This is a genomic window from Paracoccus aerodenitrificans, assembly GCF_027913215.1.
Lineage (GTDB): Bacteria > Pseudomonadota > Alphaproteobacteria > Rhodobacterales > Rhodobacteraceae > Paracoccus > Paracoccus aerodenitrificans.
In genome coordinates, this window is the sequence record NZ_CP115784.1 from 937,041 (window position 1) to 953,699 (window position 16,659).

Below are 16,659 nucleotides of genomic sequence, written 5' to 3' on the forward strand. Positions count from 1 at the left end.
CGATAGAGGCGAAGGAATTTTCCGATGAAGAAGAGGCTCTACCGGCTGCCGCATGAGGCGGGGCTCTGGGTTCCGGTGCTGGCGCTTCCGATAATCGCCGTGGAGCTCTATCACGTCACGGCAGGGCGTCATGGCGGGACTGGCGGACAGATCTCTTTCGCGGCGACGATCATTGCGATTGGCTGGTGCATGCTTGGTGGAGGTATCGCCTTTTCGCGGCTGCGGGATGAGTTTCGCCGGAGAAGAGAACTGGCGCGTCTGAAATCGCGGCTGTCGACATCCGGGAAAATGGCATGGGCTGTCTGCAAGGATGGCCGCATCCTTGCGCAGTCCGATCTTGCGTGTAAGCGGTGGCAGGACCTGATCGACGCCCAGTTGTCGCAGCTTCTGTCGGGTCAATTTGCCGACGCCGAAGGGGCTGCCGCCCGGCTGAGGGCGCAGGCGTTCCGTCATGGCCATGCCGTCAGCGAGTTGCCATCGCAGGACCGTCTGATTGCTGAACGTAGCGGCTGTGAGTTGCTGTATCTGTGGATTGAGGAAGCCGAACCGGGTCTCGCAGTGGACAATACGCGGAAATATGATGCGCTTCCCATTGCGATGATGCTGATCGACCAGAAGGGCCGGATTGCCTATGTCAATTCTGCGGCCAGACCCTATTGCGGGCAGGATAGCGAGGGAGAGCATGTCTCGCGCGTGTTTGACGGTCTTGGACGTCCCTTCGATGACTGGCTGGCAGAGGCGCGAAGCGCGGTGAATCCGGTCGTTCCCGAGGTGCTGCACGCGCCCGGGGCGGGGCAGGACAGGTTTATTCAGGTTTCGCTTTATCCGGAGGATGAAGATCGCGCCAATCTGCTTGCGGTTCTGACAGATGCGCGGGCGATGAAAACCCTTGAGGCGCAATTCGTGCAGGGTCAGAAAATGCAGGCAATCGGGCAGCTTGCGGGCGGTATCGCGCATGATTTCAACAATTTGCTGACGGCAATAGGCGGGTATTGCGACATGCTGATGCTCAGGCGCGGCAAGGATGACCCGGATTACGCCGATCTGGATCAGATCAACCAGAATACCAGTCGCGCCGCCAATCTGGTCAGTCACTTGCTGGCCTTCTCGCGCAAGCAGACGCTCAAGCCGCAACGTCTCGAACTGCGCGAGATGTTCTCGGATCTCTCGCATCTTCTGAAGCGCCTACTGGGGGACAGGATCAGACTTCATTTCAGCTATGATTCCGTGCTTGAGCCGGTGCGGGCGGATCGGGGCAAGATAGAACAGGTCATCGTGAATCTGGTCGTGAATGCCCGTGATGCCATGCCCGACGGCGGAAGCGTCAGTATCGTGACAAGGAATGTGGCCTTCGGAGAGGCGCAGCATTTCGGAAGATTCGCCATCCCGCCGGGCAAATATGTGCGTATCAGCGTGGTGGATGAAGGCTGCGGGGTTCCTGCGGATATCGCAGAAAAGGTCTTTGAGCCGTTTTTCACCACCAAAGAAGTTGGAGAGGGAACCGGGCTTGGGCTTTCGACGGCCTATGGGATCGTCAAGCAAACGGGCGGCTATATCATGTTCGAAACCAGACTGGGCAAGGGCACCAGTTTTTGCGTCTATTTGCCTGCCTATAACGGGCAGGATGACGATATGACCGAAACCGCCCCCGCCTCTCGGTCTGTGCTGAGAAAGCCTTCAGATCAGGTTGTGCTTCTGGCTGAAGATGAATCGTCGGTGCGTGCTTTTGCCGCCCGCGCCTTGCGCCTGAAGGGCTATGAGGTGCTGGAGGCGGAATCCGGTGACAAGGCGCTTGGTCTCTTGGGCGACGATTCGCTTAAGGTCGATATTTTCGTGTCCGATGTGGTCATGCCGGGTCTGGACGGTCCAAGCTGGGTGCGGCAGGCGCTGAAGGACCGGCCCGCCGCGGGGGTGATCTTCATGTCCGGCTACACCGAGGATGTCTTCGAAGATGGCCGCTCTCCGATTGACGGCGCATCCTTCCTGCAAAAACCGTTTTCACTGGGCGGGCTAACCGCAGCGGTCGAGGCGAAGCTGGATGAGATGGTCTAGGTCAGGCTCTCATACAGGCCGAAATCGCGGGCAAGAGCCTGACGCAGCGTGGCATCGGTTTCCGGCGTCAGTGAGACATCGGCGGATGGTGGCACGTTGACGCGCGGGAGGCTGATCTCGCAATCCAGCCATTCATCCAGAAAGCGGGTGAAGGCGTCGATATGCTCATAGCGGAAGATACGGTCGATCCGCGCCTCTCCGGCGGTCAGGAAATCGGCCTGTGCGCCGATCCCCTGTGTGACGGATTTCGGATTGTCGAGATAGCGGCGGACAAATCCCTCGAACCCGTTTTCGGGCAGCGCTCCGTCGCTTTCCGGTTCGTCGCGCAGATGGAATCGATACCAGCTTCGCAGCCACTCAATCGGTTCTCGCATCAGCGCGACCGTGGTAAAATGATCATCCGTCAGGTCCTGAAGCCAGGGGTGAATATGGCGGTGAAACCTGCTGGCATCGGCATGCTTCATCTCGGGCGGATGCTGGACGGCGAGGCTGGCCAGAGGTTCCAGTGCGACCTCGATTGCCGTCGATCCGGCCTTCGGCGTGGCAAGGAAAACCAGTCTTTGTTCCCAGAATATCAGCATTTAACCTGCTCTGTCGGATGTCGCGTCATGGAATATGGTGTCGCCGGGAGGGTGTAAACCGTCGCTTAAGAATTCGTTGCTAAGCAGATTGCCGCGGAGCTTGCCAAGGCATTGATGTTCACGTATTGAGAACATTAACAGAACATCACCTTGCGTCGATTGAGCCGCCGAACATGTTCTGAGATAAGGGCAAGGAGTGTAGGCAGGATGAGCGAACTGAGTATGGAAAAAAGATCGGCCGATAAGCAGAAGGCCCTGGACAGCGCACTTGCGCAGATCGAACGGCAGTTCGGCAAGGGATCGATCATGAAGCTCGGCGTGGATAATCCCGTGGCCGAAATCGAGTCGACATCGACCGGGTCTCTGGGACTGGATATTGCGCTTGGGATCGGCGGTCTGCCGAAAGGGCGGATCATTGAAATTTATGGCCCGGAAAGCTCGGGCAAGACGACGCTGACGCTGCATGCTGTCGCGGAAGAACAGAAAAAGGGCGGGGTCTGCGCTTTCGTGGATGCCGAGCATGCGCTTGACCCGCATTATGCCCGCAAGCTTGGCGTCAATCTGGACGAGTTGCTGATTTCGCAGCCCGATACCGGCGAACAGGCGCTGGAAATCGTCGATACGCTGGTGCGTTCGGGCGCGGTGAATATGGTCGTGGTCGATTCGGTCGCGGCGCTGACACCGAAATCCGAAATCGAAGGCGATATGGGCGATCATCAGGTCGGTGCACAGGCCCGGCTGATGAGCCAGGCGATGCGCAAGCTGACGGCCTCGATCGGGCGCAGCAATTGCATGGTGATCTTCATCAACCAGATCCGTATGAAAATCGGTGTGATGTTCGGCAGCCCGGAAACCACTTCGGGCGGGAATGCGCTGAAATTCTATGCTTCGGTTCGTCTGGATATCCGCCGGATCGGTTCGGTCAAGGACCGTGATGAGGTGGTCGGCAACACCACCCGGGTGAAGGTCGTCAAGAACAAGGTCGCGCCGCCCTTCCGTCAGGTCGAATTCGACATCATGTATGGCGAGGGCATCTCCAAGATGGGCGAACTGGTCGATCTGGGAGTCAAGGCGGGTGTGGTCGAAAAATCCGGTTCCTGGTATTCCTATGGCGATCAGCGGATCGGGCAGGGGCGTGAGAACGCCAAGCAGTTCCTGCGTGAGAATTCAGCCGTCGCTTTGGAGATCGAGGACAAGATCCGTGCCAGCCACGGGTTGGAATTCGAAACGACTGGTGGCGAAGAGGATGTTATTTCCGACGAATAAGCGCCGCTTGACGGATTGAAGACAAAGACCCGCCGGCAGCAGTGGGTCTTTTCTTTTCCGCAGAAGCTGTTGCTTCGGGCGCAACCAATAAACGCATTGGCCCTGCATCATTGAACGAAGATGGCGAATCTGCCAATCATAACGGTGACGCCCGGGTCGTTTGCCAGCCTGATATCGCCCGCACTCATCCGAAACCGGGCGGTACTGCAGGCGAATCAAGGGGATGAGATGAACATCGTGAAGCGATATTTTCTGGCCGGGGCGGTGACGCTCTGCTCAGCCTCTGTTGCGATGGCTGATCTGGCGTCGATATCCGGGGATGTGATTGCTCCGGCCTATGACGAGCTGTCGAAATCGGCCGAGGCGCTTGATCTTGCGGCGCAGCAGGATTGCTCTGCTGAAAATCTGCAAGAGAATTTTCAGGCTATCTGGGATGACTGGGCGCGGATCGATTATTTCCATCTTGGGCCGGTTGAAGAACAGGGCCGGTCGCTGGCGATCAGTTTCTGGCCCGATCCGAAGTCTTCAGGGCAGCGGACCCAGCAGGGGTTGGTCGATTCGAAATCAGAGGTCATCGACGATCCGGAAAGCTTCGCCAGTATTTCCGTTGCGGCGCGTGGCCTCTCCGGGATGGAACGCCTGCTGTATCCCGGCGGCGTCACCGGAGATGAGGACAGGCTGTGTCGTCTGCGCAGGGCAACGGCAGCCGATCTGGCCCGGATGACGGGTGAGGTTGCATTGAAATGGCCGGATTTTGCGCAGGTTCTGACAAGCGCGGGCGAGGCGGGCAACCAGACCTATCTGACCGGGCAAGAGGCGATGCAGGCGGTCTATACGCAGCTTGTCACCGGGATGGAATATCTCGCCGATACGCGGATAGGCCGACCGCTTGGCACGGAGGATGCGCCTCGCCCCGAGCGTGCGGAAAGCCTCGCATCGGGGCGGAGCCTGCGGAATATTACCTTGTCGCTTGAGGGGATGCGCGACATGGCCCTTGCGATACGGCCCGATGCGGTGGACACGCGGGCGGGTTTCGATCAGGCCATAGATCTGGCGCGTCAGATCGACGACCCGATTCTTGCCGGTGTGGCCGAACCGGAGAAAAGGGTACGGATCGTCGAACTGCAAAACGCGGTTCGTGCAGCTAAACGGGCAGTCGAGACCGAGATCGGCGAGGCTCTTGGGCTCAGCGTCGGTTTCAACTCGCGGGACGGAGACTGATGGCGGATCGAAGGACGCTCCTCAAGGGGCTGGCCGCAGCCGCGATTCTGCCGGTCAGGGGATGGGCGTCAGTCGGTGCTCCGGACTGGGTCGCGGCGGCAAAACATTCGGATGGCAGCTATGCGATGCACGGCATAGATGCTGAAGGCCGGATCACCTTTTCTGTGTCGCTGCCTGATCGCGGTCATGCTGCTGCGGCGCATCCCTACCGGGCCGAGGCGGTCGCCTTTGCACGCAGGCCGGGCACGTTCGGGCTGGTGCTCGATTGCCGGACTGGTGAGGTGATCCGCCGCCTGACGCCGCCTGCCGGGCGTCAGTTCAACGGGCATGGCGCATTTTCCGGTGATGGGAGCCTGCTTTACACCTCTGAGGTGGTTGCCGAAGGCTCTGTCGGCAGGATCGGGGTCTGGGACGTGCGCGACAGATATCGCCGTCTGGATGAATGGGACAGCCACGGGATCGGGCCGCATGAGTTGCGGCTTTTGCCCGATGGCAATCTGGTCGTGGCAAATGGCGGGATTGAAACCGATCCGACGGACCGGACACCGCTGAATCTCGACCGGATGCGGCCCAATCTTGCGATTCTCGATGCGGATGGGGGGCTGCTGTTGAAGCGCGAATTTGCGGCTGATCTGGCGCAGAACTCGATCCGGCATCTTGCCTTGCTTCCGGCGGGCATTGCCTTTGCGATGCAGTGGCAGGGTCAGAAAGCCGATCCGGTGCCGCTTTTGGGGCTGGCCATCGGGGACGGACCGCTGACCTGCCATGCTCCGGCGGCGAAGGATGCCTATGCGATGAATTTCTATGCCGGCTCGATTGCCGCGACGCCGGAAGGGCTGATCGCGATCACCTCTCCGGTCGGGGGCGTGGTCATGATCCATGATGCGTCCGGCGCACATCTTGCCACGATGAAACGGGCGGATATCTGCGGTGCGGCGGCACGGGGCAGGGACAGTTTTACACTGACCGATGGCGCAGGCGCTGTCTGGGCGGCGGATAGGGACGGGCTGCGTCTTCTGGCACGGCACGATCTGTCATGGGATAACCACATGGTGCGTATCTCACCGCTGAGCTAGTCTGTCTCGCCACCCTCGTTATCATCGCCGAAACGTGCATCGTCGTCATATTCGTCCTCGCCTTCGCCGACATATTTGGACGAGTTGCGGATCGAGATATCGTCATGAGATTCATCCATGACGACATCCGAGGGAATCTCACCGGCAAGCCATTCGCGGATTTCCTCGCGGGCCTCTTCGGTTTCCAGCCCCTCAATCTCGGCGATATAGCGCAGGAAGGCGCGCTGATCCCCGTCGATCTCATCCAGATCGGCATCGTCGGCAGAGGGCCAACGGTCGATGATGGCTTCGTAAAATGCGGACCAGTTATCGGCGACATGATGCCATTTCATGGCGAAACTCCTTCTGATCGACGCGGGTCGGTTACGTTCACGCGTTATGAGGCCGAAACGGCAGTCACCCGTCGAGGGTTCCCTTATTGTGCAGCATCTTCGCGCCACCATGTTTCGGGAAGGAAGCCGGGGTAATCGCCATAAACGGGGATCGTGTCGGGAAATTTCAGCGTGGCCTCATGCGCCAGCAGGCTGACCGGCGAATATCCTGCCGGGATAACATAGCGCCCCGTCGTCAGCATCCGGTCAAGCGCCCGCACGGCGGCGGTGAAGTTTTCGGGACCCTTTGCATTGACCATCTCAAAGATGATTGCTTCCAGAGGCGGCGAGGCGATGCCCATGAAGTTCCGCGTCCCCGGTGCCGTCACCCCGCCAGAGCCCCAGTAAAGAAGCTGCTCATTCCCCGGCGACAGCGACAAGGCGCGATCATACCAGGTCATGTCGAAATTATAGCTGTTGGTCCGTTCGATATATTGCGCACTGTCCAGCATGGTGACACGCGCCTGAATGCCCATATTCCCAAGCGCCTGAACGAAAATATCCGCCATTTGCTGCATTTCCGAGGCGGTGGACATGGCGCTTCCCGACTGGTTCAGCAGAATGTCGAAGGTGAAGGTCTGGCCATCGGCATTGGTCATGACGCCGTCTTTGACCGTCCAGCCCGCATCTTCCAGCAGGCCGATGGCACGGCGCATGCTGCGGCGGTCGACCGGCTGTTCCGATCCTTCGGGCAGGGCGTAGCCATCCAGTGCTCCCGGCAGCAACTGATCCGCATAGGGTTCCAGAAGCTCGCGCACACGGCCCTCGGCTGGCGCACCGGGCTGCATCGCCAATGAGGAATTCGCGAAATACGAGGTGATCCGCTTTTCCTGTCCTCCGCTCAGCGTGTCGTTGATGAATTTCCAGTTGAACGCCTCGATCATCGCCTGCCGCACCCGCCAGTCGGCGAAAAGCGGCTCTCGCGTATTCATGACCAGCCCCATGATACCGGACGGCCGGTTATTGGGGATTTCGGACTGAACGATCTCACCCGAGACGGCACGCTGAAAATCGAACTCGTTCTGCCAGCTTGTAATATCCAGCTCGCGCCAGACATCGATATCGCCTGCCTTGAAGGCCTCGAACATCGCATTGTTGTCGCCGAAATATTCATAAATGACGGTATCGAGATTATGCAGCCCCTGATTCACCGGCAAATCCTTGCCCCACCAGTCCGGGTTCTTGCGCAGCGTCAGAGAGCGGCCGGGGTCGGCGCGTTCGATGATATAGGGACCGGACCCGATCGGCGGCTCCATTCCCGGCGTGGCGAAGTCCTTGCCCTCCCATTGGGCCTTCTTGAGGACCGGGCGCATGCCCATCAGCAGGGCAAGCTCTCGATCCCGGACATTAAAGGTGAAGCGGATGCTGTTCTCGCCGGTCTGCTCCATTTTCTCGACCTTGGACCATGCGCCGCGATACCGGGGATGGCCCTGTGTTCCGAGAGTTTCATAGGACCACATCACATCCTCGATGGTCACCGGAGTGCCGTCCGAGAACCGCGCTTCGGGGCGCAGGGTGAATTCGACCCAGTTCCGATCAGGGTCGGTTTCGACGGTTTCGGCCAGCAGGCCGTAAAGCGTGAAAGGTTCGTCCAGGGAACGCAGCATCAGCGATTCCGCGACCACGCCGGGCATGGTGAAAATCGGCCAGGCCGGGTTTCCGCGGAGGACCCAGGGGTTCAGCGAGTCATAACTGCCCGATTCGGCCAAACGAATCGTTCCGCCTGCCGGGGCGTCCGGATTCGCATAAGGCAGATGAGAAAATCCTTCCGGCAGCGCGGGTTCGCCATACATCGCGATGCCATGAGCGGGCTCGCCAAGGCTTGTCAGCGGCATCGCTGCAACAGCGGCACATGCTAGGAAACCGACCGTAAACATGCTTCTGATCGCGGATTCGTTAGGTTTTTTGAAGATTCGCATCGCGACGTCGGCTCCCATGCGGCAAATGCCAGTGAATTCAAAGGGCAGACTAGCCGAGCCGGTTTACCGTGACAAATAACAGCCTTGGACTCGCGCACGGTTTCGCCTATAAATGACTCACTGCTCGATAGGTTTCTTGCCTGTATGAAACCTGCCTCATGACTTGCGCCCGCCTTGTGCGGGCGCTTTTTTTGTGAAGCTGGCAGACCGACAGGCTGCGGTTGTGATCGGCAGATGGGGCGCGTACAAATCCGACGAAATCAACGGATGGAGCGAGTCCATGTTCGAGAATCTACTGAAGGGCAAGACGGCGGTCGTGACCGGATCCAATTCCGGCATCGGTCTGGGGATCGCACGCGAGTTCGCCCGCGCGGGCGCTGATGTCGTGCTGAACAGCTATTCAGACGATGATGCCGATCACAAGCTGGCCGAAGAGATCGCGGCCGAGTTCGGTATTACCGCACGCTATATCCAGGCAGATATGTCGAAGGGAGACCAGTGCCGGGCGTTGATCGAGAAGGCCGGGTCCTGCGACATTCTGGTGAATAACGCGGGCATCCAGCATATCGCGCCGATCCCCGATTTTCCGCAGGATAAATGGGACGCGATCATCGCGATCAACATGTCCTCGGCGTTTCATACCACCGCAGCGGCTCTGCCGAAGATGCGTGCAGCGGGTTGGGGCCGGATCGTGAATATCGCCTCGGCGCACGGGCTGACCGCGTCGCCCTTCAAATCGGCCTATGTCACCGCGAAACACGGTGTGGTCGGGCTGACCAAGGTGACCGCGCTTGAAACCGCGCAGGAACCGATCACCGCCAATGCGATCTGCCCGGGCTACGTGCTGACCCCGCTTGTCGAAGCCCAGATCCCCGACACGATGAAGGAATACGACATGTCCCGCGAGGACGTGATCAAGAACGTCATGCTTGAGCGGCAGCCGTCGAAGGAATTCGCCACGGTTGAGCAAATGGGCGGCACGGCGGTTTTCCTGTGCTCGGACGCGGCGGCGCAGATCACGGGAACCACGATCAGCGTCGATGGCGGCTGGACCGCGCTGTAAACGAAAGCCGGCCCGGTTTTCGGCCTGGTTCGACGCCTGGGTGAAGCGGCGGGCGGAAAAGAACCGCCGCTTCAAGGTTCCCCGTCATCTGGGAGACCCAGCGGATGATCGCTCCGGATCGCTTCCGGATCATCGAACGCCGCCCGATAAGACGTTACGCAGATAGCGCGTCTGTCTTCTGCCACTCGGCAAGCCAGCGGTTTTCGGCTTCGACCTCATCCTGAAGAAAGCGACGGAATGCCTTGATTGCAGGACGGTTTCGGCGCGCGGGCGGATAGACAAGCCAATAGCTTTTCTCACCGCGCCAGCATGATCTGAATGGCTGAACCAGTGTCCCTGTGGTCAACTCAATCCGGAAGAATCGCGGGTTGAGCAGGGCGATGCCGTCCCCCGCCAGAACCGCTCGGCCCAGATGAGACTGCGCCTGCAATTCGAGGCGGCGTTCAAAAATGCACGAATATCTCGGGACACCATTCATCGCCAGCCATTCTTCCCATCCGCGATGCGTGTTGTTCAGCCAGCGAAGCGGAATAAGATCTTCGGGGCTGCGGAGCGGGCCGTGCTGTTCCAGATATGCGGGCGTCATCACAGGCGTCAGCTCGGATGGGAACAACTCATGCGCGATCAGCCCGTCCCATTTGCCCATCCCATAGCGTAGCGAGACGTCGATATCCTGCCGTGCGAAATCGGTCAGCTTGTCATCCGTTTCCAGCCGTACGGCAAGTTCGGGATGCTGCATCTGAAACCGGCCCAGACGGTGGGACAGCCAGTTGCTTCCGACCGTGGTCATCGTCGAAATTGACATGGTTTCGGGCTGATCGCTTTGTCCGGAAAACGCCTCTCGCAGCAGATCGAACGCATCCGAGGTCGGCCCGGCATAGCGGCGGCCCAACTCGGTCAGTTCCAGCCCTTTCGGCTTGCGCAGGAAAAGCTGTCCGCCGAGACGTTCTTCCAGCAGCTTGATCTGATAGCTGACGGCAGCCTGTGTCATGCCAAGCATTTCCGCCGCGCGGGTGAAGCTAAGCTGACGGCAGGCGGCGTCAAAGACGCGCAGCGCGGCAAGGGGCGGGATTTCCATAAGCTGTCCTTATGCCGGGTTTCCGGCGTTTTGTTGGCTATTACCGCGCAAAGCTATCATCTTTGGGTCATGGATCAACGCCAAGGCGAAGATCCCCGGTGAAAGGCCGGAACAATCTTGATGAAATGCCCGATCAGGCGCCTCAGGTGGCAAAAGCCCGCTTTATGAGGAAATGGCGAGCATGTCTGGTAAAGGAGGATAAGATGACCCTTGTTGCGCAGAATGAACAGCATAGCTGCCAGATGAAATCCACGCTTGCGCGTCTGCTTTATGATCTGGCGATGTGGCAGGAGAAACGCCATCAGAAGCGCAGGTTGTTATACAGTCTGAGTGAGATCCCGGACCATCTTCGCCACGATATCGGTCTGGATGGTGCCGCCCCGATTCAGCGACCTCAGCGCCGGGGGCGCAGCTTCATGCCTGACGTGCCGCAGGACAGCCGGCTATCGACATGGCAATGGTAGAAAACGGCCCGCGCAATTCCGCGCGGGCCGTATCCTGTCTGTCAGGAAAGCGCCTTCTCGACATCCTGCGCCGAGGCATGCGTCAGATCCTTTGCGAGTTCCTTCACCAGCATCGCCTCCAGCTCCTTGTGATAATGCTTGCGCATCGTCCCAAGTGTCGAGGGGTCCGCAATCACCACAACCTGCTCGGCCTTATGACGCAGGGCGATGCGGTTGAGCCGCTCGGAAAGCTGCTTGGCGAAGGTGGCCTCGTCCTCATCCTTCGGAGAACGCTCTTGCGGGGCCGCGCCAGAGCCCTCATCGGCAAGGTTTTTCGGTGTCAGCTGCTCGATCTCGGACAGCTCCAGACCCTGCTTCGCCGTGTTCCGGAAAAGCCGTGCCTGATGGCCGTCAGCGACGACAACAAGTGCGTTATGATCCAGCATTTCTGCCTCCTTGTTATTTGGCGACAGGAAACGCACAGGCCGGATCAGGGTTCCTGACACCCCTCGCAGAATGTTCTGATCCGGCGGATTGCCTCGCGCAATGTATCGTCGCTGGCGGCATAGCTGACGCGGAAATGCGGCGATAGCCCAAAGGCCGCGCCGAAGACGATCGCCACCCCGGTTTCGTCAAGCAGCGCGTTGGCGAAGTCCTCATCATTCGCGATGAGAGTGCCTGCGGCAGATCGCCTGCCGATCAGCCCGGCAACCGAGGGGTAGACATAGAACGCCCCCTGAGGCGTCGCGCATTCCAGCCCCGGACAGGCATTCAGCCCTTCCACCACCAGATCGCGTCGTCTTTGAAACGCCTCGCGCGAGGTCTGGATATAGTCCTGAGGGCCGGTCAGGGCTGCAAGCGCCGCATATTGGCTGATCGTGCAGGGGTTCGAGGTGGATTGCGACTGAAGCTTCGCCATCGCCCGGATCAACTCGCGCGGACCGGCTCCGTATCCGATGCGCCAGCCGGTCATCGCATAGGCCTTGCTGACACCGTTCATGGTCAGGATGCGATCTTTCAGCCGGGGCTCGACCTGAGCGGGCGTCGCGAACTGGAAGCCATCGAATACAAGATGTTCGTAAATATCGTCCGCGAGAACCCAGACATGTGGAAATTCCAGCAATATATCGGTCAGCGCCCGCATCTGCGTGGCATCAAGCGCCGCGCCTGACGGGTTAGAGGGTGAATTCAGGATCAGCCATTTGGTCCGTGGCGAGATTGCCTGTCTCAGCGCCTCGGGGTCCAGCCTGAACCCTGTTTCGGCCGGGCAGGGGACGATCACCGGGACACCTCCGGCAAGGGCCACGATATCCGGATAGCTGACCCAGTAGGGCGCGGGAATGATCACCTCATCGCCGGGATTGATCGTGGCCAGAAGGGCATTGAACAGGATCTGCTTGCCACCAGTTCCGACGCTGATCTGGTCGGGCGTATAATCCAGCCCGTTCTCGCGCTGAAACTTGTCAGCAATCGCCTGTTTCAGCGCAGCCATCCCGTCCACGGCGGTATAGCGCGTGTGACCGGCATCAATCGCCGCCTTCGCTGCTTCGCGGATATGTTCGGGCGTGTCGAAATCCGGTTCTCCGGCCGAAAGCCCGATAATGTCGCGCCCCTCTGCCCGCAATTCGGCAACGCGGTCGGTCATGGCGACGGTCGGAGAGGGCTTGATCCGGGCGATAGCGTCTGAAAGGAAGCTCATGCTGCGCTCCTTGGAAATGGAACCCGTCCGTAATAGGCTGCGCGATGACCGGCGACAAGTGAGGCAGATGATGGAAACCCCCGAAACCCGCCTGAAGCGGCTGCGGATGCGAAGCTGGCGGCGCGGGATGAAAGAGATGGACCTGATTCTCGGCCCTTTCGCGGATACCAGACTGCCGGATCTGCCCGATGATCTGCTGACGCAATATGAAATGGTCATGTCCGAGAACGATCAGGATCTGTATCGCTGGATCGTCGCCCGGTCGCGCGGCGAAACGGCAGGCCCGCAAGAGATTTCCGCTGTGCTGGATGTGATTTCGCAGGCGGCTTTCGGCCGGTTTTCCGCCGATACAGAGCATTTTACGAATAAGCCGCAGAAATAGACCCGGGATTTAACCGGAGATTCGGTTTTTGACGTCATCCTGCCCGTAACGAAGGGATGACGATGATGACAGCCGCCCAGAAAAAGACGGACAGCGAAGCCGAAATCGACCAGGTTGAGGAATATTTTCTTTGCCTGCAAATGCTTGAACGCCTTCACCGGCTGATGCTCGATCTGATCAAGGATGATTTCGAACGGGTGGGTCGGCTTGACCTGACCCCGGTGCAGGCGCTGCTTCTGTATAATCTGGGCGAATCCGAGGTGTCGGCGGGCGAATTGCGGTCGCGCGGCATGTATCAGGGCTCGAATGTGTCCTATAATCTCAAGAAACTGGTCGGGATGGGCTATGTTCATCATGAACGCAGTGATCAGGACCGACGCTCGGTCCGGGTCCGGCTGACCGACGAAGGTCAGGCGATCCGCGACCAGATCGGAGAGCTTTTTGCCCGCCACGCCGAAGACCTGGTGGCCACAGGCATATTCGACGATCCACCCTTGCATCGCGTCAACCTGCAATGGCGGCGGATCGAGAGATATTGGAGCGAGCAGATAAGATATATCTACTGACGGATTGCCGCCTTGCCTGTGCCCGGGTCCGACATGCCGGACCCGGCGGGGATCATTGGGGAGGGCACCACAAAACGCATCTGCATGAAGCCCCCCGAAGGACACAATTCCACCCGGATCCTGTCGGTCAAATCACCAATGGCCGGTGTTTTCCATGCTCGCCCAGGGCTCCTGCGGATCGAGATGTCCGTCCTGAAGCAGCTCGATAGAGATATTGTCGGGACTGCGGACAAAGGCCATATGCCCGTCGCGCGGCGGCCTGTTGATCGTCACGCCCGCATCCATAAGCTTCTGGCACATCTCGTAAATATTATCGACGCGATACGCCAGATGACCGAAATGCCGGCTGTCCGAGGGAAGCCCCTCATCGCCATCCCAGTTATAGGTCAGTTCTACCGGGCAATCCTCCTGTCCCGGAGGGGCCATGAAAACCAGCGTGAACCGGCCCCTTTCATTTTCTGTCCGCTTGGTTTCCTCAAGCCCAAGCAGGCGAAAGAAATCCATTGTCTTATCCAGATCCTTCACGCGTACCATTGTGTGCAGATAGCGCAGCGCCATGATATGTCCTTTCCCAATCAGAATTCGTCGTCACTCTGACATGAGGCAGTGCAAGCTTCAAACGGCGAATCCTGGCAGGGATCTGCTCCGGGTCGCGGGACATGTTTTGGCTTGTCTAAACGACATGAGACGATAGGAAGAAGGTTCCGGAAAAGGGGTAGATCCGTGCAGCAATATCATCAGGCGCTGAAGACAGTTCTGGAACATGGCGAGCTGTCCACCGACCGCACCGGCACCGGCACGGTTTCATATTTCGGGATGCAGAGCCGCTATGATCTGGCCGAGGGGTTTCCGCTTGTCACCACGAAGAAGCTGCATCTGCGCTCGATTATCCATGAACTTCTCTGGTTTCTGGCCGGTGACACGAATATCGGTTATCTGAAGCAGAACAAGGTCTCGATCTGGGACGAATGGGCCGATGAAAACGGCGATCTCGGCCCGGTTTACGGTCATCAATGGCGTCGCTTCCCCGCGCTGCAACCGACCGGACAGACGCAGGATGGAAAGCCGCTTTTCCTGTCCCGTCCGGTCGATCAGATTGCCGATCTGGTCGATAATATCCGCGAAACACCGGATAGCCGCCGCCTGATCGTGTCCGCCTGGAACCCCGGCGAAGTGCCGGACATGGCGCTGCCGCCATGCCATACGCTGTGGCAGGTACGGATCATCGGATGCAAGATGCATCTGCAACTTTATCAGCGTTCCGCGGATATGTTCCTCGGCGTGCCGTTCAACATCGCCTCTTATGCGCTGTTGCTGGCCATGCTGGCGCGGGTCACAGGCTATGAGCCGGGCCATTTCATCCATACGATCGGCGATGCGCATATCTATTCCAACCATATGGAGCAGGTGAAAACCCAGCTTGCCCGAACACCCGGCAAGCTCCCGGAACTGCGCATCCTCAGGACGCCCGAATCCATATTCGATTTCCGGTTCGAGGATTTCGAGTTTCTGAACTACGATCCCGCCCCCGCGATCAAGGCGCCGGTGGCGGTCTGATGCTGACTTTGATCGTTGCCCGGGCCCGGAACGATGCGATTGGCCGGGATGGCGATATTCCCTGGCACATTCCCCAGGATCTGGCCTTCTTCAAGCGCGAAACCCTTGGAGGCGCATTGATCATGGGTCGCAGGACATGGGAAAGCCTGCCGGTCAGGCCGTTGAAGAACCGGCTGAATCTGGTGGTCTCTTCGACGCTTGATGCGCCGGACCATGCCGTTTCCGATCTGGATACCGCGATCCGCACGGCGCAACGGGCAGGTTATGCGCGGATATACGGTATCGGCGGCGCACGGATCTATCGGGACCTCATGCCCATGGCCGACCGCCTGCTGATTTCCGAGGTTGATATGGCCGTCGAAGACGCAGACACATTTTTCCCCCGGCCCGAGGAAGGGCAATGGGAAAAGCGCAGTTGCATGACCCTCAGCACGGATGAACCGGCCTGTGTCGTGCAGGAGTGGCTGCGAAAAGCCCCGGCCTGACAGGGTTTCCGCCCGCGCTGCTACACCGGCTGAACCCTGTCAGGACTCAGCCAGCCTCCTTCACCGCCGCAATCCAGTCCGAAATCACCTTTCGGCTTTCGCTTTCATCCAGCCACGGGATGTGCGCACGGTCAGGCACCTCGGCAAAGATCAGATCCGGGCGTTGCCGCCGCATCTCAGCCGCGGTCTCGGGTGACAGAAGATCCGAATTCGCCCCACGGAGAAGCGCCACCGGGAAGCCCTGCGTCGCCTGCCAGAGCGGCCAGAGATCCGGTGCATCGCCCTCAAACGCGGCAATAAACGACTCGCGAAGCGTGGGATCGTATTTGATCTTCAGTCCGTCCGGCGTTTCATAGTAATGGCGTTCCGCATCCTGAATCCAGCGGCCTTCCGGCACATTGGCGAAACCGGGGCTGGCAGCGGGCAGTTTCGCTGTGAGTTCCTCATAGCTGCGGGCATTCGGATTACGTCCGATATACTCGAAAATCCGCTCAAGACCTGTCTGTTCGACCACCGGCCCGACATCGTTCAGGCACAGCCCCGACATGCGGTCATGCGCGGTCGCCGCCATAAACAATCCGATCAGACCGCCGCGCGACGTGCCAAGCACGGCAGCTTTCTCAAGCCCCAGATGATCAAGCAACTGCACCGCATCCTGAGCCTCGCGCGGCACGGTATAGCTGGCCAGCCCGGTATAATCCGACTGACCGCGTCCGCGATAATCCATGCGGATCATCCGGCACCCATCCAGATAGGGGGCGACATAGTCGAAATCGGCCATATTGCGGCTCAGACCAGCAAGGCACAGTACCGGCAGCCCGGTCCCCTCATCGCTATAGGCCAGCTTCGCGCCGTCATCCGCTTCGAAAAAATCGCTCATCTCTCACCCTGGTTCAAATA

General features: G+C 59.3%; 18 protein-coding genes. 10 read left to right on the top strand and 8 right to left on the bottom strand.

The features are described 5' to 3' along the window. The first annotated feature begins 24 nt into the window (after positions 1-24). Positions 25-2,052, top strand: coding sequence for an ATP-binding protein (locus PAE61_RS06045; protein ID WP_271114439.1), 2,028 nt, complete (start codon positions 25-27; stop codon positions 2,050-2,052). Here the strand turns inward: PAE61_RS06045 and PAE61_RS06050 are convergent. Then, positions 2,049-2,633 (bottom strand): sulfotransferase family 2 domain-containing protein, encoded by a 585-nt coding sequence (locus tag PAE61_RS06050; protein WP_271114440.1) that lies wholly within the window; start codon positions 2,631-2,633, stop codon positions 2,049-2,051. The two genes, PAE61_RS06045 and PAE61_RS06050, sit on opposite strands and share 4 nt — an antisense overlap. A gap of 207 nt (positions 2,634-2,840) precedes the next feature. Here PAE61_RS06050 and recA point away from each other — a divergent pair, with 207 nt between their 5' ends. The 3 genes from recA (at position 2,841) to PAE61_RS06065 (ending at position 6,196) form a co-directional block, all read left to right on the top strand. Next, on the top strand, positions 2,841-3,899 hold the full coding sequence (recA, locus tag PAE61_RS06055; RefSeq protein WP_271114441.1) for a recombinase RecA: 1,059 nt from the start codon (positions 2,841-2,843) through the stop codon (positions 3,897-3,899). A 228-nt stretch (positions 3,900-4,127) separates the two neighbouring features. Further along, positions 4,128-5,120: an imelysin family protein gene (locus PAE61_RS06060; RefSeq protein ID WP_271114442.1), complete on the top strand. Its 993-nt coding sequence runs from the start codon at positions 4,128-4,130 to the stop codon at positions 5,118-5,120. Further along, on the top strand, positions 5,120-6,196 hold the full coding sequence (locus PAE61_RS06065; RefSeq protein ID WP_271114443.1) for a DUF1513 domain-containing protein: 1,077 nt from the start codon (positions 5,120-5,122) through the stop codon (positions 6,194-6,196). The genes PAE61_RS06060 and PAE61_RS06065 overlap by 1 nt, the downstream gene beginning before the upstream one ends. Here the strand turns inward: PAE61_RS06065 and PAE61_RS06070 are convergent. After that, positions 6,193-6,528 carry a hypothetical protein gene (locus PAE61_RS06070; protein WP_271114444.1) on the bottom strand — a complete coding sequence of 112 codons (336 nt, stop codon included), beginning with the start codon at positions 6,526-6,528 and terminating at the stop codon, positions 6,193-6,195. The genes PAE61_RS06065 and PAE61_RS06070 overlap by 4 nt on opposite strands. Positions 6,529-6,611: 83 nt before the next feature. Continuing rightward, a complete protein-coding gene (locus tag PAE61_RS06075; protein ID WP_434803106.1) occupies positions 6,612-8,486 on the bottom strand; it encodes an extracellular solute-binding protein in 1,875 nt (624 codons plus the stop codon). A gap of 280 nt (positions 8,487-8,766) precedes the next feature. Between PAE61_RS06075 and PAE61_RS06080 the strand changes: the two genes are divergently transcribed. Further along, a complete protein-coding gene (locus tag PAE61_RS06080; RefSeq protein ID WP_271114446.1) occupies positions 8,767-9,549 on the top strand; it encodes a 3-hydroxybutyrate dehydrogenase in 783 nt (260 codons plus the stop codon). A 154-nt stretch (positions 9,550-9,703) separates the two neighbouring features. Here PAE61_RS06080 and PAE61_RS06085 read toward each other — a convergent pair whose 3' ends face one another. Continuing rightward, positions 9,704-10,627: a LysR substrate-binding domain-containing protein gene (locus PAE61_RS06085; RefSeq protein WP_271114447.1), complete on the bottom strand. Its 924-nt coding sequence runs from the start codon at positions 10,625-10,627 to the stop codon at positions 9,704-9,706. A gap of 203 nt (positions 10,628-10,830) precedes the next feature. Here PAE61_RS06085 and PAE61_RS06090 point away from each other — a divergent pair, with 203 nt between their 5' ends. Then, positions 10,831-11,091: a hypothetical protein gene (locus PAE61_RS06090; protein ID WP_271114448.1), complete on the top strand. Its 261-nt coding sequence runs from the start codon at positions 10,831-10,833 to the stop codon at positions 11,089-11,091. A gap of 41 nt (positions 11,092-11,132) precedes the next feature. Here the strand turns inward: PAE61_RS06090 and PAE61_RS06095 are convergent, their stop codons facing one another. Both PAE61_RS06095 and PAE61_RS06100 read right to left on the bottom strand, forming a co-directional pair. Continuing rightward, the gene (locus PAE61_RS06095; protein ID WP_271114449.1) at positions 11,133-11,516 is read right to left on the bottom strand and encodes a host attachment family protein; all 384 of its coding nucleotides are present in this window, start codon (positions 11,514-11,516) and stop codon (positions 11,133-11,135) included. A gap of 44 nt (positions 11,517-11,560) precedes the next feature. Then, positions 11,561-12,769 (bottom strand): pyridoxal phosphate-dependent aminotransferase, encoded by a 1,209-nt coding sequence (locus PAE61_RS06100; RefSeq protein WP_271114450.1) that lies wholly within the window; start codon positions 12,767-12,769, stop codon positions 11,561-11,563. A 67-nt stretch (positions 12,770-12,836) separates the two neighbouring features. Here PAE61_RS06100 and PAE61_RS06105 point away from each other — a divergent pair, with 67 nt between their 5' ends. Continuing rightward, on the top strand, positions 12,837-13,151 hold the full coding sequence (locus PAE61_RS06105) for an FAD assembly factor SdhE (RefSeq protein WP_271114451.1): 315 nt from the start codon (positions 12,837-12,839) through the stop codon (positions 13,149-13,151). A 62-nt stretch (positions 13,152-13,213) separates the two neighbouring features. Beyond that, positions 13,214-13,717 carry a MarR family winged helix-turn-helix transcriptional regulator gene (locus PAE61_RS06110; RefSeq protein ID WP_434803107.1) on the top strand — a complete coding sequence of 168 codons (504 nt, stop codon included), beginning with the start codon at positions 13,214-13,216 and terminating at the stop codon, positions 13,715-13,717. Positions 13,718-13,849: 132 nt separating this feature from the next. Here the strand turns inward: PAE61_RS06110 and PAE61_RS06115 are convergent, their stop codons facing one another. Beyond that, positions 13,850-14,275 carry a VOC family protein gene (locus PAE61_RS06115; RefSeq protein ID WP_271114452.1) on the bottom strand — a complete coding sequence of 142 codons (426 nt, stop codon included), beginning with the start codon at positions 14,273-14,275 and terminating at the stop codon, positions 13,850-13,852. Positions 14,276-14,440: 165 nt separating this feature from the next. On the opposite strand from PAE61_RS06115, the gene PAE61_RS06120 reads away from it, so the two are divergent. Then, complete coding sequence (locus PAE61_RS06120; RefSeq protein WP_271114453.1) at positions 14,441-15,274, top strand: thymidylate synthase; 834 nt, start codon at positions 14,441-14,443, stop codon at positions 15,272-15,274. Further along, positions 15,274-15,759: a dihydrofolate reductase gene (locus tag PAE61_RS06125; protein WP_271114454.1), complete on the top strand. Its 486-nt coding sequence runs from the start codon at positions 15,274-15,276 to the stop codon at positions 15,757-15,759. The genes PAE61_RS06120 and PAE61_RS06125 overlap by 1 nt, the downstream gene beginning before the upstream one ends. Positions 15,760-15,805: 46 nt before the next feature. Here PAE61_RS06125 and PAE61_RS06130 read toward each other — a convergent pair whose 3' ends face one another. Further along, the gene (locus PAE61_RS06130) at positions 15,806-16,639 is read right to left on the bottom strand and encodes an alpha/beta fold hydrolase (protein ID WP_271114455.1); all 834 of its coding nucleotides are present in this window, start codon (positions 16,637-16,639) and stop codon (positions 15,806-15,808) included. Positions 16,640-16,659: the final 20 nt, after the last annotated feature.